The organism is Paenibacillus contaminans, assembly GCF_003285015.1.
In the GTDB taxonomy this organism is placed as follows: domain Bacteria; phylum Bacillota; class Bacilli; order Paenibacillales; family NBRC-103111; genus Paenibacillus_V; species Paenibacillus_V contaminans.
In genome coordinates, this window is record NZ_QMFB01000028.1 from 14,442 (window position 1) to 39,631 (window position 25,190).

Annotated in this window: 21 protein-coding genes; 2 read left to right on the plus strand and 19 right to left on the minus strand. The window is 38.8% G+C overall.

The features are described from left to right. Positions 1 to 8: 8 nt before the first annotated feature. The 18 genes from DQG23_RS32330 to DQG23_RS32415 all read right to left on the minus strand — a co-directional run bounded on the left by DQG23_RS32330 (position 9) and on the right by DQG23_RS32415 (position 19,691). Entirely contained in the window at positions 9 to 875 is an 867-nt protein-coding gene (locus DQG23_RS32330; protein WP_113035169.1) for a glycosyltransferase family 2 protein, read from the minus strand. 120 nt (positions 876 to 995) lie between these two features. Continuing rightward, a complete protein-coding gene (gene rfbD, locus DQG23_RS32335) occupies positions 996 to 1,850 on the minus strand; it encodes a dTDP-4-dehydrorhamnose reductase (protein ID WP_113035170.1) in 855 nt (284 codons plus the stop codon). 2 nt (positions 1,851 to 1,852) lie between these two features. Beyond that, the gene (gene rfbB, locus DQG23_RS32340; protein WP_113035171.1) at positions 1,853 to 2,872 is read right to left on the minus strand and encodes a dTDP-glucose 4,6-dehydratase; all 1,020 of its coding nucleotides are present in this window, start codon (positions 2,870 to 2,872) and stop codon (positions 1,853 to 1,855) included. Positions 2,873 to 2,884: 12 nt separating this feature from the next. Beyond that, positions 2,885 to 3,433, minus strand: coding sequence for a dTDP-4-dehydrorhamnose 3,5-epimerase (gene rfbC, locus DQG23_RS32345; protein ID WP_113035172.1), 549 nt, complete (start codon positions 3,431 to 3,433; stop codon positions 2,885 to 2,887). Positions 3,434 to 3,445: 12 nt separating this feature from the next. After that, positions 3,446 to 4,189: a sugar phosphate nucleotidyltransferase gene (locus DQG23_RS32350; RefSeq protein WP_113035173.1), complete on the minus strand. Its 744-nt coding sequence runs from the start codon at positions 4,187 to 4,189 to the stop codon at positions 3,446 to 3,448. A gap of 20 nt (positions 4,190 to 4,209) precedes the next feature. Further along, a complete protein-coding gene (locus DQG23_RS43865) occupies positions 4,210 to 4,590 on the minus strand; it encodes a GtrA family protein (protein WP_113035174.1) in 381 nt (126 codons plus the stop codon). Further along, complete coding sequence (locus DQG23_RS32360) at positions 4,591 to 4,824, minus strand: acyl carrier protein (RefSeq protein ID WP_113035175.1); 234 nt, start codon at positions 4,822 to 4,824, stop codon at positions 4,591 to 4,593. A gap of 16 nt (positions 4,825 to 4,840) precedes the next feature. Further along, positions 4,841 to 5,833 carry a 3-oxoacyl-ACP synthase III family protein gene (locus DQG23_RS32365; RefSeq protein WP_113035176.1) on the minus strand — a complete coding sequence of 331 codons (993 nt, stop codon included), beginning with the start codon at positions 5,831 to 5,833 and terminating at the stop codon, positions 4,841 to 4,843. 11 nt (positions 5,834 to 5,844) lie between these two features. Beyond that, positions 5,845 to 6,537, minus strand: a complete 693-nt coding sequence (locus DQG23_RS32370; protein WP_158560805.1) for an acyltransferase — start codon at positions 6,535 to 6,537, stop codon at positions 5,845 to 5,847. Between the two features lie 24 nt (positions 6,538 to 6,561). Next, entirely contained in the window at positions 6,562 to 7,494 is a 933-nt protein-coding gene (locus DQG23_RS32375; RefSeq protein ID WP_113035178.1) for a glycosyltransferase family 2 protein, read from the minus strand. After that, the gene (locus tag DQG23_RS32380) at positions 7,472 to 8,575 is read right to left on the minus strand and encodes a DegT/DnrJ/EryC1/StrS family aminotransferase (RefSeq protein WP_113035179.1); all 1,104 of its coding nucleotides are present in this window, start codon (positions 8,573 to 8,575) and stop codon (positions 7,472 to 7,474) included. The genes DQG23_RS32375 and DQG23_RS32380 overlap by 23 nt, the downstream gene beginning before the upstream one ends. A 29-nt stretch (positions 8,576 to 8,604) precedes the next feature. Then, the gene (locus DQG23_RS32385; RefSeq protein WP_113035180.1) at positions 8,605 to 9,015 is read right to left on the minus strand and encodes a sugar 3,4-ketoisomerase; all 411 of its coding nucleotides are present in this window, start codon (positions 9,013 to 9,015) and stop codon (positions 8,605 to 8,607) included. Between the two features lie 19 nt (positions 9,016 to 9,034). Next, positions 9,035 to 10,717 carry a hypothetical protein gene (locus DQG23_RS32390; protein WP_113035181.1) on the minus strand — a complete coding sequence of 561 codons (1,683 nt, stop codon included), beginning with the start codon at positions 10,715 to 10,717 and terminating at the stop codon, positions 9,035 to 9,037. A 31-nt stretch (positions 10,718 to 10,748) separates the two neighbouring features. Continuing rightward, positions 10,749 to 12,977, minus strand: a complete 2,229-nt coding sequence (locus tag DQG23_RS32395; RefSeq protein WP_146762423.1) for a hypothetical protein — start codon at positions 12,975 to 12,977, stop codon at positions 10,749 to 10,751. Then, the gene (locus tag DQG23_RS32400; protein ID WP_113035183.1) at positions 12,967 to 14,331 is read right to left on the minus strand and encodes a mannose-1-phosphate guanylyltransferase/mannose-6-phosphate isomerase; all 1,365 of its coding nucleotides are present in this window, start codon (positions 14,329 to 14,331) and stop codon (positions 12,967 to 12,969) included. The genes DQG23_RS32395 and DQG23_RS32400 overlap by 11 nt, the downstream gene beginning before the upstream one ends. A gap of 11 nt (positions 14,332 to 14,342) precedes the next feature. Beyond that, entirely contained in the window at positions 14,343 to 17,597 is a 3,255-nt protein-coding gene (locus DQG23_RS32405; RefSeq protein WP_113035184.1) for a glycosyltransferase, read from the minus strand. A 14-nt stretch (positions 17,598 to 17,611) separates the two neighbouring features. After that, positions 17,612 to 18,883, minus strand: coding sequence for an ABC transporter ATP-binding protein (locus DQG23_RS32410; RefSeq protein ID WP_113035185.1), 1,272 nt, complete (start codon positions 18,881 to 18,883; stop codon positions 17,612 to 17,614). A 13-nt stretch (positions 18,884 to 18,896) separates the two neighbouring features. Continuing rightward, positions 18,897 to 19,691, minus strand: coding sequence for an ABC transporter permease (locus DQG23_RS32415; protein WP_113035186.1), 795 nt, complete (start codon positions 19,689 to 19,691; stop codon positions 18,897 to 18,899). A gap of 206 nt (positions 19,692 to 19,897) precedes the next feature. Here DQG23_RS32415 and DQG23_RS32420 point away from each other — a divergent pair, with 206 nt between their 5' ends. Then, the gene (locus DQG23_RS32420; protein ID WP_113035187.1) at positions 19,898 to 22,381 is read left to right on the plus strand and encodes an O-antigen ligase family protein; all 2,484 of its coding nucleotides are present in this window, start codon (positions 19,898 to 19,900) and stop codon (positions 22,379 to 22,381) included. A gap of 187 nt (positions 22,382 to 22,568) precedes the next feature. Next, positions 22,569 to 24,143, plus strand: coding sequence for an S-layer homology domain-containing protein (locus tag DQG23_RS32425; protein ID WP_158560806.1), 1,575 nt, complete (start codon positions 22,569 to 22,571; stop codon positions 24,141 to 24,143). A 68-nt stretch (positions 24,144 to 24,211) separates the two neighbouring features. Here the strand turns inward: DQG23_RS32425 and DQG23_RS32430 are convergent, their stop codons facing one another. Continuing rightward, positions 24,212 to 25,174 carry a copper amine oxidase N-terminal domain-containing protein gene (locus tag DQG23_RS32430; RefSeq protein ID WP_113035189.1) on the minus strand — a complete coding sequence of 321 codons (963 nt, stop codon included), beginning with the start codon at positions 25,172 to 25,174 and terminating at the stop codon, positions 24,212 to 24,214. Between the last annotated feature and the right edge of the window lie 16 nt (positions 25,175 to 25,190).

Below are 25,190 nucleotides of genomic sequence, written 5' to 3' on the forward strand. Positions count from 1 at the left end.
GCGGCTAATCACCTCATACGTCTAATCTGATTTTGAACTAAAGCTAGCGTCAGTTTTAGCGAAATTCCTGCGAAAACCATCGCATTTACAACCCATGAGTATTTTGGGATAAAATGCTTCCGGTGAAATACCCACATCGCCCGATAAAACTCATATACAATCTTAACTGGCTTTCTTCGACTGCTGGCCCCTTTATAATGAATAATCCGGGTAAGCGGATAGTATGATATCTCCCATCCAACTTCTTTAATCCGGTAACACCAATCAATATCTTCACCGTACATAAAAAACGTATCATCCAGCATCCCGACTTGTTCGATTGCTTCCCGACGTACCAACATAAACGCTCCGACCAAACAATCAATCCGATGGGGCAGATCAGGATCCAAGTGATTAAGTTGATATTGACTGAATCGCGGGTTGCCGGGAAATAGCTTGGAGAACCCGAATGCATAGTAAAAAGAGGCTTCAGGGGTAGGAAAGCCGCGAAGGCAGGCTCTATCCAACGATCCGTCTGGAAGTACAACCTTACAGCCGCTTGCTCCTACAGCCGGATTTGTGTCCATATGTCGAATCATGATATCCAACGTATCCGGCTGCACCACGGTATCCGAGTTCAGCAAAAGGATATAACGCCCCTTGGCGACCTGTATAGCCTGATTGTTGGCGCGTGCGAAGCCAACGTTCACATCATTAACAATCACCGTAATAGCTGGAAATTCGCTTCTAACAACTTCAACTGCGCCGTCCGTCGAAGCATTGTCCACTAGTATGATTTCATAAGAATATTCGGTAACCGACTGTTGTACGGAACGAATCGTTTGCAGCGTTAAATCGCGCGTATTATAGTTTAGAATCAACACACTAATATCCATAACGATCCCCATTAAAATGTAAGTAGCTTCATTATACCATGAAAGCACTCATACTGGTCGAGACAATGAAAAAAAGACTAGATTTTCCAGTCATCTAGTCTTTACTGCACTATCTTTTATTTAAGCATCTAAGTGCTGCAGCTGTTCCAAAAACCGTTTCAACGCATCACGCCAAGGCGGTATATCGGCAAAACCGTTTAAACGAATCGCCATGTGGTCCATCGCCGAATACTTAGGTCTTGGAGCAGGCCTAGGAAATTCGTCAGTAGTACATGGTTCAACCTTAATCTCAAGTCCGCTTTCATCGAATATTGCTTTTGCAAAATCGAACCACGAACACACTCCTGAGTTGGAGGCATGATAAATGCCATACTTCTCGGTCTGAATCAGCTCGACAAGAAAATGACTTAAATCAACCGTATATGTCGGCGAACCGATTTGATCATTAACGACTTTGAGCGAATCACGTTCTTTACCAAGCTTCAACATCGTTTTGATAAAATTATTACCGTGAAGGCCATAAACCCATGATGTCCGCACAATAAAAAACTTATGACAAAGAGATCGTGTCAAAAGCTCTCCGGCATGCTTCGACTTCCCGTATACCCCGTTCGGATTCGTTGAGTCGAACTCCTTATAAGGTACTTGACCCGTACCGTCAAAAACATAATCTGTACTGATGTAAACCAGCTTGGCTCCAATTTCATTAGCACAAACCGCAATATTGCGCGTGCCAAATGCATTGACCTCGTATGCTCTATCCTGATCGGATTCCGCTTGGTCGACGGCCGTATACGCAGCACTATGAATAATAACTTCAGGCCGCGTTCTAGTTAGAACTTGTTGGCATTGATCCAAATTACAAATATCCAGCTCGTCTCTGCCAAAACCATAAACATCAAAGCCTCGACTACGGAGTATTCCAACTAGGTCCTTACCCAGTTGGCCGTTCGCTCCTGTAACTGCGACCTTCATGTTTATTCCCCTTTCAGTCTGTCACCGTATTGCTTAGCGTAATATTCCTGGTAAGCACCGGACTGTATTCTTTTCCACCAGTCCTGATTTTCCAAATACCACTCAATCGTAGCTTTAATTCCAGACTCAAAGTGGTATCTCGGATTCCATCCCAGTGCCGTTGTTATCTTGGTTGCATCAATGCCGTATCGGCGATCGTGACCAAGACGGTCTTTCACATAAGTAATCAGAGATTCCGGCTTGCCAAGCTGCTCCAAAACAGTTTTCACAATTTGGATATTCGTCCGCTCGTTATTTCCGCCGATATTATACACTTCGCCGTTTTTACCTTCATGCATAACTAAATCAATCGCGCTGCAGTGATCCTCTACATACAGCCAATCTCGAACATTTAATCCGTCGCCATAAACCGGGAGTGATTTATCGTTCAATGCATTAGCGATCATTAGCGGAATAAGCTTTTCAGGGAACTGATACGGTCCATAGTTATTGGAACACCGTGTTATGTTTACAGTCAGGCCGAACGTTTCATGATAAGCCCGTACAAGAAGATCTCCCCCCGCTTTGCTTGCGGAATATGGGCTGTTTGGAGCCAGTGGGGTCTCTTCAGTAAAAAGCCCTGTCTCCCCAAGCGTCCCATACACTTCGTCAGTAGAGACCTGAACAAATTTCTGGACGCCATATTTCTTAGCAGCATCCAGCAATACTTGGGTTCCCATTACGTTCGTCCGCACAAAGATATCAGGTTCCGTAATGCTGCGATCGACATGGGATTCAGCCGCGAAATTGACAACCATGTCAATTCCCTTCGAAAATAATTCATTTACCAACGTTCGGTCCGCAATATCCCCTTTGACAAACGTATGCTTCGAATTGCCCTGTACAGAGGACAGATTCTCAAGATTCCCCGCATATGTCAGAGCATCCAAGTTAACAATTTCATAATCCGGATATTTATTAAGCATATATAGAACAAAGTTGCTGCCGATAAAGCCGGCACCACCTGTAACCAATACCTTCATGTTAGGCCTCCGCTAATTAAAATTGTTTTCCGCATCTTGTAAACAAGGGTGCTTCTCGTCCTTTTCGGATAAGATTGGCTTTGAAACCGGCCAGCTAATCGCCAGTGCAGGGTCGTTCCACAAAATACCCCGATCATGAGCTGGGGAATACACTTCATCCACCTTGTAAACAACTTCCGTATTGGGCTCAATTGTACAAAATCCATGCGCAAAACCCTTTGGAACCAAAAGCTGCCGTTTATTTTCAGCAGAAAGTTCCACCCCTACCCATCGGCCGAAGGTAGAAGAATTTCTGCGGATATCCACTACAACGTCGTATATTGCTCCTCGTATCACCCGAATAAGCTTTGTTTGAGCTTTCGGTTCTAATTGATAGTGCAGTCCCCGAAGCACGCCGATTTCCTTAGACAACGAATGATTATCCTGAATAAACGAGTAATCTAATCCAAGATTAGCAAAGGTTTGCCGGTTATAGCTCTCCATGAAAAAACCACGGTGATCACCGAACACCTTTGGCTCTAGTATATAGACTCCGCTTAGCTTTGTTTCCTTCTTATTCACATACACACCTCTTTAGAGTTTCAACTTGCCGAACTCCTCGCCGAATGTAATGTCCTTAGCCAATTCATTTGCTTTAGCCAAAGAACTGTGAGTTCCCGCATCTGTCCACCAACCCTGAAGTATATCGTAAGTCAGTTCATTTCTATTAATGTATGCATTATTTACATCGGTGATTTCCAATTCGCCCCGAGCGGAAGGTTTTAATGTCCTTACAATATCAAACACCTTGTGATCAAACATATAAATACCGGTTACTGCATAACTGCTTTTTGGCTGGCTCGGCTTTTCTTCAATAGAAACAATTTTCTCTCCTTCAAGCTCGGCAACGCCATATCGCTGCGGGTCATGGACCTCTTGAAGCAAAATTTTAGCTCCTACACCTTGATCACAGAAATTTTGCGCATAAACAGATATACTATCGGAAAAAACGTTATCACCTAAAATGACCACCATTTGATCTTGCCCCACAAAATGCTCAGCCAAACCAAGAGCCTGTGCAATCCCACCTGCTTCATCTTGGACTTTATAGGTGAAAGTGACTCCTAATTCATATCCACTTCCCAATAGGTTAACGACATCCCCCATGTGTTCTTTACCAGTCACGATAAGAATATCTTGAATGCCTGCTTGTTTAAGTTTATAAACGGAGTGGAAAATCATAGGGTATTTCCCGACAGGCAACAGATGTTTATTGGTTACTTTCGTTAAAGGGTACAGACGTGAGCCTGTACCTCCAGCAAGGATAATACCTTTCATTTTGTTCTCACTCTCTCCCTTTAATTGTTTTTGTTTTTGAATATCCATTTGGCCAATATAAAAGTCAAAGGAACTGTCAACAGTAAAACACCTAATGGTGCAATTTTTTCGTTGATATTCAGCATACTGATTCCTACATATAGTAGAAACGTACTAATTATATACTGAACGATATATACAAGCGGAAATTGGAATGCTTTCCTCCAAGATAACTTGGTACGGAATACAAGTTTAGAATTTAGTATAAATGCTGTAAAGATTCCAATGATATATGATATAGAGTAAGAAATAGTATACGAAAAGAAAATTAGGCAACCTAAATACAACAGGTATGTAATAGCAGTATTAAAACCACCTACCATTACATACCAAATAAATTCTTTCCTTATGAAACGATTCATTTAAGATTCCAACTTATCCTTCACAATATCAATAATATCTTGAAATGTAGCTGCATTTCGAACTATAGACTCTTCTACTTTCAACTGAAAACTTTCTTCAAATACTGACAATAAAGATGCTCTAGATAAAGAGTCCCAATCATCTAAACTTGATAGTTCCGTAGTAAGCTGAACAGTACCTTCTTCGACCATAACGATTTCTTCGAACGCCTTTGTAAACTCCTGTAAATTCATATAAATGCCTCCCGTGTTATAATTTCATTTTTATAGAACAAGCAGCCCACGAATATCCAACCCCAAAACCAACCAGCATTACTTGATCCCCGTATTTCATCTTACCTTCTTCAAAATCTCTTAAGAGAGCAATTGGGATTGTAGAGGAGACTGTGTTACCACAATCTGCGAACTGTACTGAGAATTTTTCTTTTTGAATGTTTAACTTCCTTCGCAGTGTTTCCAACATATATTGATTGGCTTGATGAAATACAAAATAATCGAAGTTTTCCACAGTATAGTCTCCCTTTTGTAAAAGAGATTGTACTGCTTTCGGAACCTCCTTCAAAGCGAAGTTAAAAATCTCATTTCCATTCATATACAGATTGCTTCTTGATCTGATATTTCCAAACTCATCCTGGACTTCTTCATAAGAAGCGGAAGTCATTGGCTCTCTTAGTCCGCCTGCCGGCACTATTAAATTGTTTGCACCTTTGCCATCTGTCCCGAAAACAAATGGGCCAATAGAATTCCCATCTTCCGAGTAAGATAACAGTGTCACAGAGGCCGCATCACCAAAAAGTAATCTGACACTTCTATCTTTGGGATTTGCATATTTACTATACGTGTCTGAGGTTATCAGTAACACATTATTTGCTGCTCCGGTTTCAATCAATCCTTTTGCTAGAGATAACCCGTAAACATACCCAGAACAACCCAAGTTAATATCAAGTGCACCGCATGAAGTTGGTAAGCTTAATCGTTCTTGAAGTAAACATGCTGTTGTAGGTAACAGATAGTCAGGTGACTGTGTACAGTACAAGATAAAATCAATTTCATCAGGTGTACATTTCCCTTTACTGAACAATTTTTCAGCTGCCTTGCACGCTAGATCTGATGCAAACTCATTTTCCCCAGCGATACTTTTGGAATTTATCCCTATTTTCCCTGTTAATCGATCATTTGGATCGTTATATTCTTTATCTACAGGCAAATAATAATCAATTGCTTTTATATAGCTATGTCTCACCGGATTCCCCCCTATTCTTGAACGTATCTACTTAGTGAGGCAGGAACTTTTGACACTACCTTTGCGGGATTGCCGGCCACAATTACGTGTTCAGGAACATCTTTTTTAACGACACTTCCTGCGGCAACTATGCTGCCTTTCCCTATCTTTATACCTGGCAGTATTATAGCACCGACACCTATTGAAACATAATCGCCTATTTCCGCCCCAAACACTTTATCATCGTAGCCATTTCTTCCGAATAAATTATCGTTTGCCATAGTCACACCAACACTTATAAAAACGTGACTCCCGATCTTCACCCGGCCTGTAATATGTGAGTTATCCATCACTCTAGTATAAGAATCGATATCAACATCCGTATTTATTGTCACTCCACGGCTAATAAGAACTTCATCACCAATTCGAACTTTTGGCATGATCGACGAATTATCCCCTATTAGTGAATCCCTGCCAATTTTAACATCCTCGTATATAATAACATTACTGCAAATCGAAACTCCACTGGATATATAAGTCTCTCGTTCTTTCGAAAACTCCTTCTTCACTACTGAGGTCGGTGATGCTGAACGACCAAGAACAGCATGTTCACCAATTATTACGTTATCTTCCAACGATACATGTTCATAAATAATTGCATAGTCCTTTATTTCAAGCTGTTTGCCTAATCGATCTGTGTATATCCTGGCTGTTTCTCGAATCATAAAGGCTACCTCCATCTTTTTTACTTATTCGTATACCTCATCAACAATATAAGGAGGACGTCTCCTACTTTCATCCAAAATCCTCCACAAGTACTCGCCAATAATACCCAACATTACCATAATCATACCTAATAAGAAGGTAATTAGTCCAATTAGAGTTGTCCATCCTTGTAATTCAATACCACCAAAGATAGCATTAATTATAACGAAAATTCCGTATAAAAAGCTCAACACGGCAGTCAGTACCCCTACAAATGACATAAATCTTATTGGAGCATAAGAAAAACTAACAAATGAGTCTATAAAAAGTTTAATTTTCTTGCTTAGTGTCCATCTGGACTTCCCGAACTTACGCTCTTGTCGAACATATGAGAATGTATCTTGATTGTGCCCTAACCAAAATATCAGACTCATGATATTTGTATTCTTTTCGCTAATACCCTTCAGTTCATTTACGACTTGTTTATCAATAAGAACAAAGTCAAATCCCCCTTTAGGGTACCCCTTTATGGCGAATTTATCCATGAGATAATAGTACGAATTAGAAAACATCTTTTGTGAGACTGATTCATCCCTATCTGATCTTGTTGCCATTACAACTTTATTTCCTTGCTCCCAACTTGCAATCATATCGACAAAAAGTTCTGGGGGGTCTTGTAGATCAGCTGAGATTATCCCAACACAATCACCTGATGCAGCGTGTAAACCAGCTTGCACAGCTGACATAGAACCAAAATTTTTACTTAACTTAATTATTTTTATACTGTCATCAAGCTTTTTGGCATCAAGTAATAATTCTAAGGACTTATCCTTTGAACCATCATCGACAAAAACAAGCTGAACTTCATAATCGGTTAGCATTTCCCGCAGTTTTTGCAATCTAGGTACGGTATGAGGGATGTTTAACTCATTAAAATAAATTGGTACAACTATGCTAAAGATTTTCTTTGTACTCATTTAGTGCCTCCACTACCTTAACAGCATCATCAATAGACATAACCGGACTTATAGGTAAACTTAATATTTCCCTATGAATTTTTTCCGATATGGGATATACATGACTGCTCAACTCTTTGTATGCCTCTTGCTGGTGCGGTGGTATTGGATAGTGTATTAATGTCTGTATACCTCGTTCTGTTAAATATCGTTGAAGGGTATCCCGTTTTTCTGTGAGAACTACATACACATGCCAGACATGGCTAAGTGGACTATCATCTTCTATTTTTGGTATAGATATAAGTTCGTTGTTTATGTGCGCATTATAGTAATCGGCAATTTCTCTTCTTTTTTGATTGTCATCATCTAAATATTTCAGCTTAGTTCTCAATACCGCAGCATGTATCTCATCAAGTCGAGAATTTACTCCTTTATAGAGGTTTTCATATTTTTTATGCGAACCGTAATTCCGAAGTGCTTTTAATCGTGAATAAACATCTTCGTCATTTGTCGTAATAGATCCACCATCACCGAGAGCTCCCAGGTTCTTTCCAGGATAAAAGCTGAATGCTGCAGCATCACCTAAATTGCCAACTCTTTGCCCTTTATAGATAGCCCCGTGGGCTTGAGCGCAATCCTCCACGATCTTAAGCCCGTATTTTTTCGCTAGCGCCTGAATAGGTTCCATATTGCAGGATTGTCCATATAAATGTACAACCAAAATAGCTTTCGTATTTACTGTAATGCTCTGTTCAATTTTAAGTGGATCTATATTATATGTTCCAATATTCGGTTCTACAAGAATAGGAGTAGCTCCATTAGCCGAAATAGATAGAATAGAAGCAATGTACGTATTAGATGGAACAATTACTTCATCACCTTCACCAATACCATATGCCCGTAATATTAATGTCAAAGCATCTAAGGCATTTGCGACACCTAAACAAAACTTTGTACCACAGTATTCGGCAAACTCTTGCTCGAATTGATCAACTTCTTTTCCAAGAATGTACCATCCGGATTGTAAAAAACGACTAATACTTTGCATGATCTCTTCTTCATGGCGCAAATTTATTTGCTTTAGATCCAGAAACGGAATCATTGAATGCCCACCTATTTTCATAATTGTTATTAACCATTATATATTTCCACAAAATTATCATAGTCTCTAATATAGTCTTCTGAGTCATAATGATGTGACGCCAAGACTAGTAATACACAGTCAGGAGAAAAATCATACATCTCATGCCAGTCATTCGGTTCTAATATCAATATTTTCGTCGGTGAGTCAAGTAACACCTCCTCTTTTCTAGATAGATTATCCAGATGAATTTTGCAAGATCCTGTGACTGCAATAAGGGCTTGTCTGGTTTTAAAATGCCCATGGAATCCTCGTCGTACTCCTTCTTTAGTACCGTAAATATAGAATACTCTCTTAATTTCAAAGGGTATTGTTTTATTTTCCTCGACAACTGATAGAAAGCCTCGCTCATCACCTAGTTCTTTTATTTCAATAACTTCACTTTGAAATACAGGTTTCATTTCCTACCCTCCATCAAACTTAATAAACAAGTTTATACGGCTTTTTATTAAAATATTGCTTGATATCTTCTGTAGTAGGATTATATCCTTGTTCCCATCCACTATCTTTATTTGAAATAGAAATTACTAAATGCTTTGGGTTTTCCCAATGTCGGTAGGAATATTTATCAGCTTGACTAAAACTATCATCAAATTTAAGGGTTTTTCCATTGTATTTCGTAACTAACATATCATTTTGATTAGATGAAATATCCCCATTTGATAACGTAACCTGTACAATCTTGTAGTTCGATAACCCGACCACAAAATTCCACTCTAAACCACCGTTCAGTTCTATAAATCTCTCTACTTTTTTTTCCTCACCATGTAGAAAAAAATTATACCAATCTATTCGTTTGGTCTGCAGATCAATTGTGAACGAAACCCAAAAAAATAAAATTATAAGTAGAAAACAGGAAACGAGACTATAGTAAATAACTCTTGTCTTACTCATGATACTACTGATTGCAATACCGGAGAATGGAAGGAGTAATAAAAAGATTGGATAACCAAATCGACTCTCTACACATGTCGTTCCAATAAAAGCAGCATAAACAACAGATAACAAAATTGTTGAGAATAATGTAAATGAATACCTATTGTCTCGATTTTTTTTATTTCGTATATAGAAGTAAATACCCGATAATATTACAAACCAAGTAATATATAGAAAAAACGACGCTACTAGTCTACTGATAGGGTAGAATGATTTAATATATGCATCCACATACCCCCAATCGAGAACACCAAAAATGTGACTAAAATACGTAATTATAAACGCTATAGTGTTTTTATAAGACATTTGATAAATATTCGTTATCCCCTCTAAATTAAAAGGGCTGTAATAATAGAGTTGAGGAACCTCCATAGGAGATATAACTGTTCCATATTTTAAATATTGTGTTGCCCACATGCTTTGTGAAGAATAAAGATCTTCATGAATTAATGGTGTCCAGTGATTAAAATGCACTACATTGTTATACAATTGAGGCAAAAAAACAACAAGGGATAGGACAGCAACCAAAAAGATTTTAATAATATTAAAATCCCTTTTCTTATAAAAACGAATCAAGACCAGACCAAAAATTATTGGTATAAAAATAGCAGACGATGGTCTGATCATAACTGATGCAAATAATAGAATCATTGCTGGGGTGCTTATTCTATATTTATTGATATTCTCAGAGAAAAAAATCAAAACAGCTATTACTACAAAACAAGTAGAGAGAATATCTGTCAAAAACAATGTAGTTGACTGAATTAAATAAGGATTAAGACCTCCTGCTACCAAAACAAAATACCACGACTTTTTGTCCTTTGTAACTTTAAGTGAAACATGTGCTAGATAGATGATTGTTATTAAATAAATGATGAATTGGAATACACTAACAAGTACTTTAGTTATGATAATATTACCGCTTACTAGAAAGCTAAATATAGAAATAATAAGAGGATATAAATAAGTCCGCAAAGGTTCTACTATTTCAAATAATCCAGACTTAAGAATTGAACTACTGATATCGATATATTTTGTTTCATCATAATAACTTACATTATAATTATTATTTAGGTAGTATAAAAATAAACAGAAAGAGGAAATGATAACTAATATTGTCGAGATATTATGTTTTTTTAGCATCACTTTCCTTAAAAAACCATCCATTTCATTTCCCCTTATTTTGTTTTAGGATAAATTACTCACGTAGTGTCAGAGTCCCCGCCGGTAGTTGTTCCATATGTGTATATTCTAATAAATAAGGGTGTAAATCAAAATACTTTGAAATATCTTCTTTCTGAGGTATAAATGAATCTGACCATCCAGAATCCTTATTCGATATCGATATCACCAAATGTTTAGGGTTTTCCCAATGTCTGTATGAATAATTATCAGGAGCACTAAAGCTATCATTAAATTGTAACGGCTTCTTATTTGGTTTTGTTAGCTTAATTTGGTACTGGTTTGTTGGAAGCCCCTCAAAAGCAACTATTTGAACACTTTTATAATCAGGCATTGAGTCAACGTATTGCCAGTCTAGCTTACCATTTAAATATGCACTTTTTTTCTTAGTAATATTTAAAGCTTCACCTTTCTTTAAAGCCAGTTCATCCTTCGAGTATTTTCCAAGTATAGAATTTGAGTACTCTTCCAAACTATAATAAACAAGTCTTTTATCCGAACTTACCAAAGGATCCACCTTCAAAATAGAGTGAATTTCTTTCTCCACTTTGTTAGCAAATTCCTGGGAATACCCATTTCGATCTATATAAATCCCTTTAAAACCCACGATAGATAGTTTTTCCAATACTTCGTTTACCGGCCTTTGTATCAGTGCCCTTTGCCATAAATCACCTTCCCGATTTCTCATCCCACCAAAACTCCATCTTAAACTACTAGAATGAATATATCCTTTTGCCAAGTCATAATTTCCCATATTCTGGAGAGTTTCTCCCTCCGGAAAAGTAACATATGGAAGTTGAAAGACCATAGATTCGGCTGGGAGCTGAGATTCAATTTGCTTAACAAAGTCACGATCGCTATTAAATTCTTTTTTAATTATTTCGGATGGTACTAAGCTATCTCTTGTTTGATCATACAGTCCAAATACTGCAATCAAAATGACACAGATAGAAAAAGATACTCTTCTCAAAGTGTTTGTTACATAATTCTCATTTATTTTCTTAAGGAAAATCATGATAATGAAAATTGAAAAGAATGCGATAAATAAGCTAATTCGATTGTAGCTACGTATCTGAGCAGTAAGTAACACAGCAACTATTGTACCAAATCCGCCAATGGTCCCCAACAAAACTGCACTAATATTCATCAGACCGAGATTTTGCCCTATGGTATTTTTAATAGAGTTTTTTCTAAATAAAAAAATAAATAAAGAGGCTAAAAAACCAAAAGCTCCGATTATTCCAAGTGATGAAGAATCGTTCTCATTAACAAATTGAGCTTTATTATTATAACTTTCTTTTTTTTCGGCAAGCCACGAAACTCTATGATAAGTTACCGGCAAAATAAGTTGAATAATCTTCAGCCCGTAAGTTTCTGATTCCAAAGCATTTCTGCTGGCTACTTCTCCGTTCCCACCATTTGCATATTTGTTGTATAAACTCGGCGAAATATTAAGAATTAAGCCTCCGGCTATAACTGTCACAAGAATACACGAAACTAAAAAAGGCAGTAGTTTTTTTTTGAACATTGATGTAAATGTACCTATAACAATTAAAAAGAAACAAGAAAAGAACGCATAGTATACACCAGCAGCAGATATTAGTATACAAACACAAATACTAAAAAGTGATTTGCGATTAAAAATATTGAGTTTTATTTTTCTTGTAGTTTCTTCCTTTTTTAGAATTAAATCATCATGTATGGATAACCATAAAATTATCATAATAATCAATGGCACAAAATAGTATGCTACTAAAAATAAATGTCCTGTTCTAATGATATGGTAAGGAATAAAAGTAAAAAGAAGACTGCCCATCAGACTTGGTATGAACGGTATTTTAAAATGTTTAAAAACAAACATTGAAGATATCATTACCAAAGGAAAGGTCAATAAAAAATACAAATTCATAACTACGGCATAATCAGAAGAGAATAGAGATATAAATTTCATCATCAAGTAGTGCAGATTATCTCCACCAAGAGGATAATCATACATTTCCAACCTAGAGGGTGCCCCTACGTATTCATTAACATTGATCCATCCATTATCAACCATCCCCTTAATCACCAAACCAGTCGACAATCCATCTCCGTTGTAAACGTAAGGAATTCTAAGTTGAAATTGCTGCAGTTTCAGTACGTAATACATAACGACCGCACAAATAAGCGTTCCTGTTACATAGTAGACCAAACTTTTATATCGTTCCTGAGTACGGATTTCCAAATTTAATCTACTACTTGTCACGTAAGTCACCAACCCTCACAATATCATCTTCACTTAAATATTCTCCTGTTTGTACCTCAATCAGCACTAGATCAATTTTCCCCGGATTTTCAAGACGATGGAGCTCGCTGATTGGGATATACGTCGATTCATTCGGACGGATAATGACTTCCCTATCGCCAAGTGTTACCTTTGCTGTACCACTTAACACAATCCAATGTTCATTACGGTGATAATGTTTCTGCATGGTTAGCTTACAACCAGGTTTAACAATTGTACGACGGATCTTGTAGCCGCCCGATTCTTCCAATAAGGTATACGATCCCCAAGGCCTATAAGTTGTTACATGAACATTAGTAAGCGATGAGTTTATTTCATTTAATTGATTTACTACTTCTTTCACTTTCATCGAGGATCCCTTTTTCGTAATCAGCAGAGCGTCGTCTGTATCAACGATTATTAGATCCTCGATATCCACTGTTGCTACAGTCCGATCAGATATAATCAGGTTTTTACCTGAATCAACATTGATATAGTTTTCGTTTAGAGTATTGCCATGTTCATCTTTGTCAAACTCATTATATACAGCATCAAAGCTTCCAAGATCGGACCAACCAAATTGAGAGGGTATAACTTTAACCTTTTTACTTTTCTCCATCACTGCGTAGTCAACACTAATACTCGGAATACTCTCCATTTCTCTTCTGCCAATGAGTATAGGGTCCATTCCATCACTTGATTGGAAAGCGTTGCTTGTCGCCTCATATACATTAACGGCAACAGTTTCAAGCTCTCGCAAAAAGGTACCTGCTCTAAATACAAACATTCCGCTATTCCAAAAGAATCTCCCATCGGATATATATTGCTTTGCTGTCTCTAGGTCTGGCTTTTCTTTGAAAGAAATAACATCATACCCGTCACTCTGAATATACCCATATCCCGTTTCAGCATGAGTCGGTTTGATACCGAATGTAACCAAATAACCATCTCGCGCCAAACCTTCAGCTTGTTTAACCGATTCCTTGTATTCCTCTGTCTCCGTAATTAAGTGATCGGATGGAGTAACCAAGACGATCTCATCAGGATCAACCGCCAGACAAGCCAAAGCTATAGCGGGTGCTGTATTTCTTGCAGCCGATTCTAAGATAAACCTTGTCGAACCGACCTGTAACTTCTCCAATTGATCTAATGCAAGAAAATGTTGTTCTTTATTAGATACAATAATAAATTGTTCGCATATCCCTTTGTTTCTTTGCAACGTTTCTTGGAAAAGAGACTGTCCGTTAAACAGCTTGATAAATTGCTTTGGAAATAGTTCTCTGGAAAGGGGCCATAAACGTGTCCCACTACCACCACATAGAATAATATTGATCACGTTTCACACCCCTATCCTTTTTTACCAAAATCCTCTTTTATCAGTTCTTTTGCAGAGGCTTTAGAAAAATTGTCTTCAATATACTCGAATGACTTTCTCGAGATCTCTTCCCACATATCCCTGTTCGTATAGAGAGAAAGTACTTCATCGCCAAATTTTTGTTCATCGTCAGCGATCCTTACAACGCTCTCCACTTCTTGAAGCCCTTCAGCACCAATTGAGGTCGTAATGAGTGGAAGTCCGTTCGCCATTGCTTCAACGACTTTTCCCTTAACCCCTGCGCCAAACCTTAAAGGCACTACTACCACTCGGCACTGTTTGTAGTATTTCTCAAGCTCCTCGTCACTTACAAAACCGGTGACAATGATTCGATCCGAACTTAGTTCTTTGATTTCGCTAGGAGGATTGGATCCTACAATAAAGAGTTTTACATCCTTCCTCTCTTCGTAGATCTTAGGCCAAACGGATTTTACAAACCACAACACTCCATCTTGGTTGGGTTTATGTCCAAATCCGCCTACGAACAACAGGTCCTTACGTTCCTCAAAATCAGATAACTGTTCACTCGAAAAGTGATTATGATCATATAGGTATAAAGGTATATTTCTTACTTCTTTATGTGGAAACTCCCGTTTTACAAGCTCTTGCTCATAGTTTCCTACTACGTAGATAACATCCGACTTCCGGAAAAGTTCGAACTCCATTTTCTTCCACTTATCTGCCGATTTCAAAAACTCCGGGTTATTATCGATTTCATAATTTCTTCTTTCTCTTACATAATGCAGATCATGACCGAAATAAACTACTTTTGCATTCGTATGGTTTTTAAATAAATCAATGTATTTAATCGAGATATGAGGTCTGTTCAAATATACATAGTCAATGTATTTTTGATTTTGCTTAACCCAATCATCTATATGCTTTGCATACCAATTTCCGTAAAGCACCTGAATACCTAATTGCTCAAGCTGCGACGTATAAGGCTCATGCTTGAAAAAGTTATCACCGATAAAAATAACGTGATAACCCATTTCTACGAACAAGGTTAAATATTGATATACACATCTACCGCCTGCATCTTTATCATAATGAGGTACATAATGATCGACTACAACAATGGTTTTTTTCTTCGAGCTGCGGTCTCTTGCCCAAAAAACATCCGTAGCATTTTCAAAATGTTCGTTTTGTAATGTATCTTTCCACTTTTCAACAAACTTTTCTTTGTTCTTAATCTGATAGCTTTTAATTCCGGCATTCGTATCCGTTCCATGAGATATTCCTTCAAAGTGGATAACTACCGATTGGGGTTGGAGTACAACCTTATATCCCAGTTTTCTTACCTCAAAAGCCAAGTCCGTATCTTCATAGTAGGCAGGCACGAACCTTTCATCGAATCCGCCGAGTTCCTTCCATAATTGAGAACGGATCATGATAGCAGCCCCAGAAATATAATCCACTTCTTTTACATAGTTATAATCAGAATGAGCGGGATCATCTAGCCTGCCATAATTCCATCCGCTAGAATCACTCCATATAATGCCGCCGGCTTCCTGAAGCCTGCCATCCGGATAGACCAATTTCGAACCTATCATACCAATCGTCTCGTCTTTCTCAATCATATCCAGTAAAGATGACAGCCAGTTTGGCTGCACATTGGTATCATTATTCAAAAAATATACATACTTGCCCTTTGCAAATGTAGCAGCATGATTACAGTTCAATAAGAAACCGCGGTTCACATCATCACGGATCACGACAATATTTTCCACGACACTTTGGATATTCTGCGTTTCATCAGTAGATAGATCATCTGCGATAATAATCTCATAACTAACTCCGTCCGTATTCTCAAGAATAGAGGCTAGACATGAGTAAGTGTAACTCCATTGGTTATAGACTGGAATTATTATTGAGATTGTAGGATTGTCTGTTTTCGGAAAAATAAGTTTCTTGCTAGTATCATCAATTTTAGTTATAGTAAATTCTTGTTTCGGTTGTGATTGTTGCCGATCCAAGTAATTATCAATTCGATTTTGAAGCAATGCTGTCTTATCCGTACGAGAATAGTACATGAATTTCTTAATGTTTGCAGAATTCACCATGCCAAACATTTTCCTGGGATTCTTTATCGTTTTAAGTAAAAGCTTCGCAACAAGCTTTCTTTTACTTGACTGTGGTAATATAGCGTCTCTGAACCTGTAATATTTATTTAACCCTTTCCATCCGCTTGAGTTTAAAATCGTTACCAGCCTACGCTCTTGTTCCAAAAGTTGGTTAATGTGTCCAAGTTGATTATTAATAACGATATCCTTATGGTTTGCTATTTCTTTAAAATCATTTTCCATAGTTACAAATTTTGCGTTTGTTTCCTCTAATTCCGCTTCCGCAACGTTCAAATAATTACGTAAATTATGATTATTTGCTTGTTCGCTTAGCAGCAATTCATTTAATTGAGCTGTTTGTTTTTCTTTGGATTCTATGAACTCATCAAGTTTACTAATATGCGAATTACGTTCCTCGACCTCATCTTGAAGGCCTATGACCCTGCTTATTAAATCCTGATAGTGTATGCCATTATCCAAAACCAATGAATGGATTTCAACATCACTAATGTCCAAATCGCCGCAAACGGCAACCATATACTTGCCTTTATTCAATCGTTCGCCATCATTTATTTGAATATCATCAAACGATTCGCACATTTCATTCCCAAGTAGAGAAACTACTTCAAATCGTTGAAAATACATTTTCACATTCGCAAAATAACCTTCTAGAAAGTCACGGAATTCATCTTTATAGAACTCTTTAATATGGAAAGGGTTGTCATACCGAGGAAGATCGGAATAGAGATATTTGTCTGGGGTCGAAATAATGACAATACCGTCTTTCTTCAAGACCCTCTTAATCTCCTTCAGAAAGGTGTGCTGCTGAGATTCGTCAACATGCTCAATTGTCTCAAACGAAATAACGACATCAATAGAGCACTCCGGTATCTCTAACTTCTCTACTGAGCCTTGCTTGTAGTGTAGATTTGCTTTCCCATATTTTTGATTCGCGTGAAATATAGTGTCATGATCTATATCGATGCCGTATACGGTCTTCGCGTATTGAGCTATGTAGAATGCTCCATATCCTTCTCCGCATGCAGCATCTAATACTACTTTCCCTTTTACCAGCTCAGTAATGGAGTAGTATCTTTGTAAATGTTCGGTTTCAAGCTGTTTATCGTCTAAGCTTGGAGTAAACCTCTCACCTGTAAATTCCATCTTCAAGAACCACCTTAACTGATTTGATTGATATCGACTTCATCCAATACTAAAATACCTTCAAGGTGATACTTCTGCTTATTTAAAACTTGAAAAACGAGAGCGTCATGAACCCAGCAATGCTGTACATGCTCATCTTGAGTTCCTGAAGCGATAGCGGGTGAAATCGAATATCTGCCTTGATTTAGTTGTGGAATATGAAATGTAAAAGTAAACATCGAAACCTGGTTCTCAGCCAAATCCAATAGCATCTTATCTTGGACAAAGCTGTTGCATTGTGCCAAAATAGTCCCTAATCGGTCTTTTATAGTAAATCCGACAATTGGAGCCTGTATATGGGTGTGTGATTTAACCTTTAATACAATTTTTACAATCTGTCCTGGATATACAATCAAGGTTTTCCCGTTTTCTTGGTCGAACATCGCTATTCCAAGAATCTCGACTTTCTGATCCCCAAGCACATCAAGATTAGAATCTATCGGATCTATTGTATTGTCTGCATGGGCCGAATTGACCGAAGGCTCCGATGTGGTATCGTATTTCGTCAGCGTGGAGTCAATCATAAAAGCCTGATACTTCTTTGATATTTCAACAGGCGAACCATCATGAAGCAGAGTCCCTTCGTTAATCCAGATCGCCCGATCGCAGTACTTTGTAATGACACCCATATCATGAGAAACTACTAAAATGGTTTTATCTCTTTTAAACTCTTCTATTTTTCTAAAACACTTTTGTTGGAACTTCACATCGCCCACACTAAGTGCTTCATCAATAATAAGAATGTCAGGATTTACATTAATGGCTACGGCAAACGCTAGTCTTACAAACATACCGCTTGAGTACATTTTAACCGGTTGGTTAATAAACTCCCCGATATCGGCAAAAGACAAAATCTCCGAAACCTTCAAATCTATCTCCTCTTTTGTGAAACCCATAATCGCACCGTGGAGATAAATGTTTTCCATACCCGTATAGTCCGGATTAAAACCCGCCCCCAATTCCAGTAAAGCGGAAACTTTTCCTTCTACTTGAATGGCCCCATCGCTAGGATTTAATATCCCGGTAATCATTTTTAGAATAGTTGATTTACCCGAACCATTTTTCCCGATTAGACCTACGATTTCATTTTTGTTTACGTGGAAGCTAACATTATTAACCGCATAAAATTCACGGTGATATTTTTTTCGAAAGGGATGAAGTGCCTCCTTCAATCGATCTATCGGTTCATCGTACAACTTATATATTTTTGTAACGTTGCTTAGCGATATGATTTTCTTAGAGCTCATGCCGAATGACTCCTTATAGGACGTCCGCAAAATGCGGTCTTAATCTCTTAAACACGAAAATACCGATTACCATTAGCAACAGCGATACAGTCCAAAAATATATGGTCAAGTAAGGATGCTCCCAAAACCACTTATGGTACACAAACGTATCCCGATAACCTTCGATCAAATAAAACGCCGGGTTCAATTTCAAAAAAACGCGGAACTTCTCCGGCACGATGTTTAGAGAATAAAAAATAGGCGTTAACCAAAAGCCAATTTGCAGGAACATAGCGACAATTTGCCCCGTATCCTTAAAAAACACAACTAACGCTGAGGTTATCCATGAAATACCAAGTACAAGCACGATGATGCCGAACATATAATACAACACCTGAAGATTATAGATCGACGGCATATATCCATAAATCAGAAACATAATGAAAATAAAAAATATAAAAAACAGATGAACAAAGATTGCAGAGTATATTTTGATAAGAGGCAAAACACCTACTCTAAAAACAACCTTCTTTACCAAATAGCTGTTATCAACAATGGAATTGGTTGAATTCTGAATACAATCGGAAATAAAAAACCAGGGAATCATTGCCGAAGATAACCATAGGATAAATGGAAAATTATCGACAGGCATTGATTTGAATCCGACTTGGAAAACAAACCAAAAAATTAAAATTTGAACGACCGGAAGTAGAAACGCCCAAAACGTCCCTAAATAAGAGCCCATATATTTAGTTTTAAAATCCTTCTTAGCAAGATTCAAAATAAATCTTTGCTGACTAAGCATGTTTTTCATGAATGCTACTATCATTTCCATACTCCTACAATTTTATGGGAAGTCATGTGTCAAGAGTTTTCAACCCTCATCTTATCAAAATAAGTCGAATAAAACTAGACTTCGACGATTCTTTCCCAGATTTTAATATACTTCCCAAAATAATATATCATTTTGTCTGTCGAATCTTGTATGATAAAATTATGGTTGTCAATTACTAAAATTAGAGGAGTTTTAATTTCATGTACGGGAAAACCAAACAATACGGGAAAGCTCCCGCGGCGGTGCCGGCAACCGATAACCAGTCCATGACCTTGTGGGGAGCGTTAGGGATTGTCGTTATCTTTTTATTTTGGGCACCTTTTCAACGGGGGCTGTTCAACGGCTATACGTCGGATTTCGATAGTCCGATCATCAGTTCATTCGTTTGGACTTCAATCCTGATGATTCTGATTGCCATTTTTTTATACTTTCAGTGGAAGTTGAAAGAACACAAGGACGTGATGGCATTAGCAGTTTGGCTTCTGCCTCTTTCCTATTTGCTGTCTTCTTTTAATGCAGCTTCCGGTTATTTCTCTACCAACATGATTTATTTACATATCATGTACGCTTTATTTTTTGTAATCGGTGTTTACTTAACCCGCAATCCCCATGGAAATCAACTGCTGCAAGGAACGATAATGATTTCAGGCTATGTTATTGTTTGGTTCGGTTTGTTCTACTGGTTCGGCAGTCCAAGATACGAAGGCAACTTCATCTACACGGTATTTAACTGGTTCGGACTTGCCCATTACCGGGATGCAGTTATGGGTGATGAGTTTAACGGTTATCGTCTTACCTCCGCCTTTCAGTACGCCAACACCTATGCTGCATTCTTGATGGCTATTCTACTCGGTTGTCTACTCGAGATCGTCAAGTCCAAAAAATGGCACTACACACTTCTTCATGCTTTCATGCTAGTGCCTATCTGCATTTCTTTTATTGTGACCTTATCGCGTGGTGCCCTCGTGCTGCTGCCTATTATCCTATTGTTAAGTCTTTTTCTGTTTAGACTTCATCGACAAATTTTGATTATGGTTTATACGGCCTTGGCACTTATTGCTACATTTATTATTTTGAGCCCGGTTACTACGATCGGTGAAGATTTATACAAGCAATTCTCCGCATCAGCTTCTTGGAAGGGCTGGCTTATCGTACTTGGGGCATCCGCCGTATTGTCAGCCATTATTGCAATTATCCAAATGTATGGAGCGTCTTGGCTTCAGGAGAAATTAAACAAATATAACGGTTCGCGCTTTGCGGTGCTCGCCATTCCAGTCGCGTCTATTATTTTGGGGGGCCTTGCTGCCTATTTGTTATTCGGAAATACCGGTGTAACGAAGTTTCTGCCAGAAACGATTAAGAACCGAATCGAGAATATTAATTTTGCGCAACATAGCGTACTTGAACGCGGAACATTTTATAAAGATTCCTTCAAGCTTATTAAAGATTACCCGCTTCTTGGGGCTGGCGGCGGCGGTTGGGCTGCACTTTACGAGAAATATCAAAACAACCCTTATACAAGCCGGCAAGCTCATAATTTTTATTTGCAATATATTGTTGAAATCGGGATTATCGGCACATTGATTCTCACATTATTTATTTGTTTTGTCTTCTATCTATTCGTTAGATTTTTCTTAAAGAAGGACGAAGAGCAAAGAGACCGGAGAATTTTCTACGCGTTAGTAACAATATCTATACTTATTCACAGTATTATCGACTTTAATATGAGTTATGCCTATATCGCCGTGCTTCTCTTTCTCTGTATGGGAGGTATGATTGCCGAGTCGGAAGAAGGGAACGGAAAGCTTCTTGCCAAGATAAAATCCGGATACCATAAAGGATTCCCTATTGCCCTAGGTTTATTGGCAATCGTATTCCTTGTTATCTCCCTTCGCATGCTAAGCGCGGATCGTTTATATACCTCCGCCGTAGCCGGTGCTCAGCAGAATAACAAACCATTTCAGGAAATTATGCTTGAACTGGATAAAGCGATTGACCGTAATCCTAAACATCCGGACTATATGCTTTTTAAAGCGAATTTGCTTAGCCAAGCCTATCAACAAACCAAGGATGAGAAGTTTTATTCCGATTTGGGAGTGACCATTCAGAAGATTAAGCAGACTGAGCCGATTAATCGTTATGTCATGGAAGCTCAGTACAACCAAAATATTCTAAAGAGCAACTTTTTGGACGCTCGTAACGTCTTAATAGATGGTCTGAAAAACTTCCCTTGGGAGCTCAGTATTTATGAGAGATTAATAGCATTAGATGTACAACTAGGAAATGAATCCAGAAATGAGAATAACATTAACAAGACGGACCAATATTGGAACCATGCACTCGAACTATATAACGGCATCGTTGATAGGACCAAAGAACTTGCACTGCTTCCTAAAGAACAAGGCCAAGGAAGAGAATTTTACGTCACCAAAACAATTGCCTTTAATGTCGGACAAATCCATTTCATTCGTGGAGAGTTCCCTGCAGCATCTGAAATTTTGAAATTAGGCGTTACCGATCAACTGGACGACCAACAGATTCGTATGAATATCCGCTGGTATCTGGCATCGCTGCAAAAGCAACAGAAGAACGACCAAGAATTATACAACAAATTGATCGCCAAAGATGCCAATGAGGCAAATGAAATTCAGAAACTTGTAACAGCGAATTTGTTGGTTCAATAGCGTGTTAAGTTGGCATATTTTGAATTTTTTCTCACATTTGGATATATTTTGTCTAAATAATCATTAACAAATAGACTTGCTTACTATATAATGGTCACTAGACAAAGGAGGTGAAACCAATACAATGGGTTTTACAAAGAAAACAAACCATACAAATACAAGTACGAAAGAAAGGAGGAATTCAACCATGTTGAAATCTAATACCGTGAAGAAGACTTCCGGATTACTTGCCGTATTGCTGATTATGTCCATTCTGACACCAGTTCTTGCTTTTGCCGCTACATGGGTAAAAGACTTTCAGTATGACAAAAACACAGGTAACGTTACTGCAACTGTTTATAGCGATGTGTATGACAGTACTTACGGCAGTGTAAATCTAGCTGTTTACGCTCCGAATGGAACGGAATTGCTATCTCTCGATAAGGCTGCTTATGATGGATTCGGTTCGGTATCAGGATCCACTTACTGGTACTACACTTTCAGCGGAAATGTAACAGCTAATGTTTATGACTATCTCAACCTTAAAGCAACTTACAACAATGTAACTGGTGCAACTTATTGTGCAGGCTCATGCCCAAGCGGTGGTGGTGGTACTGGCGGTGGCGGCGGTACTGGCGGTGGTGGCACTACTAACCCATCCACAGAACTGACTTCCAACGGTACAATCTCTGCTGATGTGCTGAAAGCTGCTCTCGCGTCTAACTTGAATGTTACAATCAAGCTGACTGGCGATACCATCATAATTCCAGTTGCTGCATTGGTTGACGCCGCTTCGAAAGCTGGAGCAACAATCACTGTTGTCAACGAAAACGGTACTTATGCGCTTCCGCTTTCCGTTCTGGATCTGACTGATCTTACTGAGCTGAAACTCACGATCAAGAAGGTAACAGGCGATGATGCAACAGCTGTTGCTGATGCTGTTAGTGAGGCTGGAGCGGAAGCTTTGTCCGATGCAGTTGAATTCGTTCTTGTCGGTATTACGAAAGACGGCAAGACTATCGAAATCAACGATTTCGGTCAAACTTACGTAAAGCGTAAAATGCCTCTGAACAAGGAAGCTACTAAAACACCTACAGTTGCAATGTTCGATCCTGCTACTGGTAAATTGACTTTCGTTCCTGGTAAAGTTTCCGGCAAAGAAGCTCAATTTATGCGTACAGGCAACAGCATCTATGTTGTAGTGGAAACTTCCAACTCGTTCGGCGACATCACCGGTCACTGGGCTAAAGCCAACATTGAGCTGCTTGCAAGCAAGTTCATTGTTGAAGGCACAGCTGCTGATATCTTTGAACCAGACCGTAACATCACTCGTGCAGAATTCGCTGCTCTTGTAACTCGTTCTTTGGGTCTTACAGCGACTGCAACAAGCGCTACTTACTTCACGGACGTGAAGGGTAACGAATGGTACACAGGCGTTGTAGGTGCAGCTAAAGCTGCCGGTCTCGTAGACGGCTATGAGGACGGTTCTTTCAAACCGAATGCTCAAATTACTCGTGAAGAGTTGGCCGCTATGGTTGTTCGCGCACTGAAGTTCGCAGGCCAAGATACGACGGTTTCCGCAACTGAGCAAGCTTCCCTGCTTTCGAAGTTCACGGATGCTGACCAAATCGTATGGGCTCAAAACGAAATTGCTTCTGCTATTAAAGCCGGCATCGTTGACGGTATGACAGATACGACGATTGCTCCGAATGAGAATGCAACTCGTGCACAATCCGCTACCATGCTGAAACGTTTGCTGACAAACACTGGATTTATCGAATAGTTCATTCAATAGAAAGAGCGTTCTAGAAAGGGTAACCTTTCCGGAACGCTCTTTACTATTTCGCTTATTTATCTCATTTGCTCTAACGCAGCTCTGCCTGCCGCTTTTTTGTCCGCATATTCCTGCCGTATCGCAGCCACAGCACTTGTATCGTATCCATTCGCCGATAATTGAGCTTCCAAATTGCTTGTAATCGAAGCAACCTGAGAATCCAGCTGTGCCAACATGCTTTCCGCTTGCGTTTTAATACCTGCCCTAACATTCGGATCACTGCTGGATAAATACGATATGGCCAAGCTCATGAATGAATCTGTTGCGCTGGACTCCATAGAGGACAACTGACTCCTGGCTGCCTCAATAAGGGATGCCGCCGAAGGTTTGGATGTAGATGTCTCTTTCCCTTCTTCCGGCTTTTTGTCTGGCTTCTTGTCAGGCTTCGTTTCCGGCTTTGGCTCTTTCTTGGTGCTCGTGGAAACCGTATAGGTTTCTTGATCCCAGTCGATGACCCGGTTAAGCGCTTCAGAGAAGAAGCGGAGCGGTACGTATAACGTATCTTGATAGATGAAGCCAGGCAGCTCCTCGGACGGCTCTTTTTCGGCCTCATCAAAAACATAAGTTACTTTCTCTTGATAGACATCTATAATAGAAGCTTTAATTTCCGACGTATCCACTTTCTTTGATTCCGGGTCACGCACTTCGCGATTCATGTTGTATTCTTTAATCACAATCTGCGCCAACTTGTCCGGCTCCTGTACCGTCACAGTATAACTCGACTGCTCCCACTGAACATCCTTATTCAGAGCATAAGCGACAAAACGAAGCGGCACATATGTACTGCCCTCATATATAAATCCCTTCTGATCAGTAGGCGGGGCAAAGGTCTTACCGTCAAAAACAAACTGCAGTGGGACGAAATATACCTCCGTTTCTTTTGGGATTTGCTGAGCTGACGCCGTTATTCCCGTTAAGCTCATCATAACCGCAAGCATAATAACTAACCATGTTCTTGTTCTGTTACGTACATTTTTCACTTGTTTGTTCTCCTCC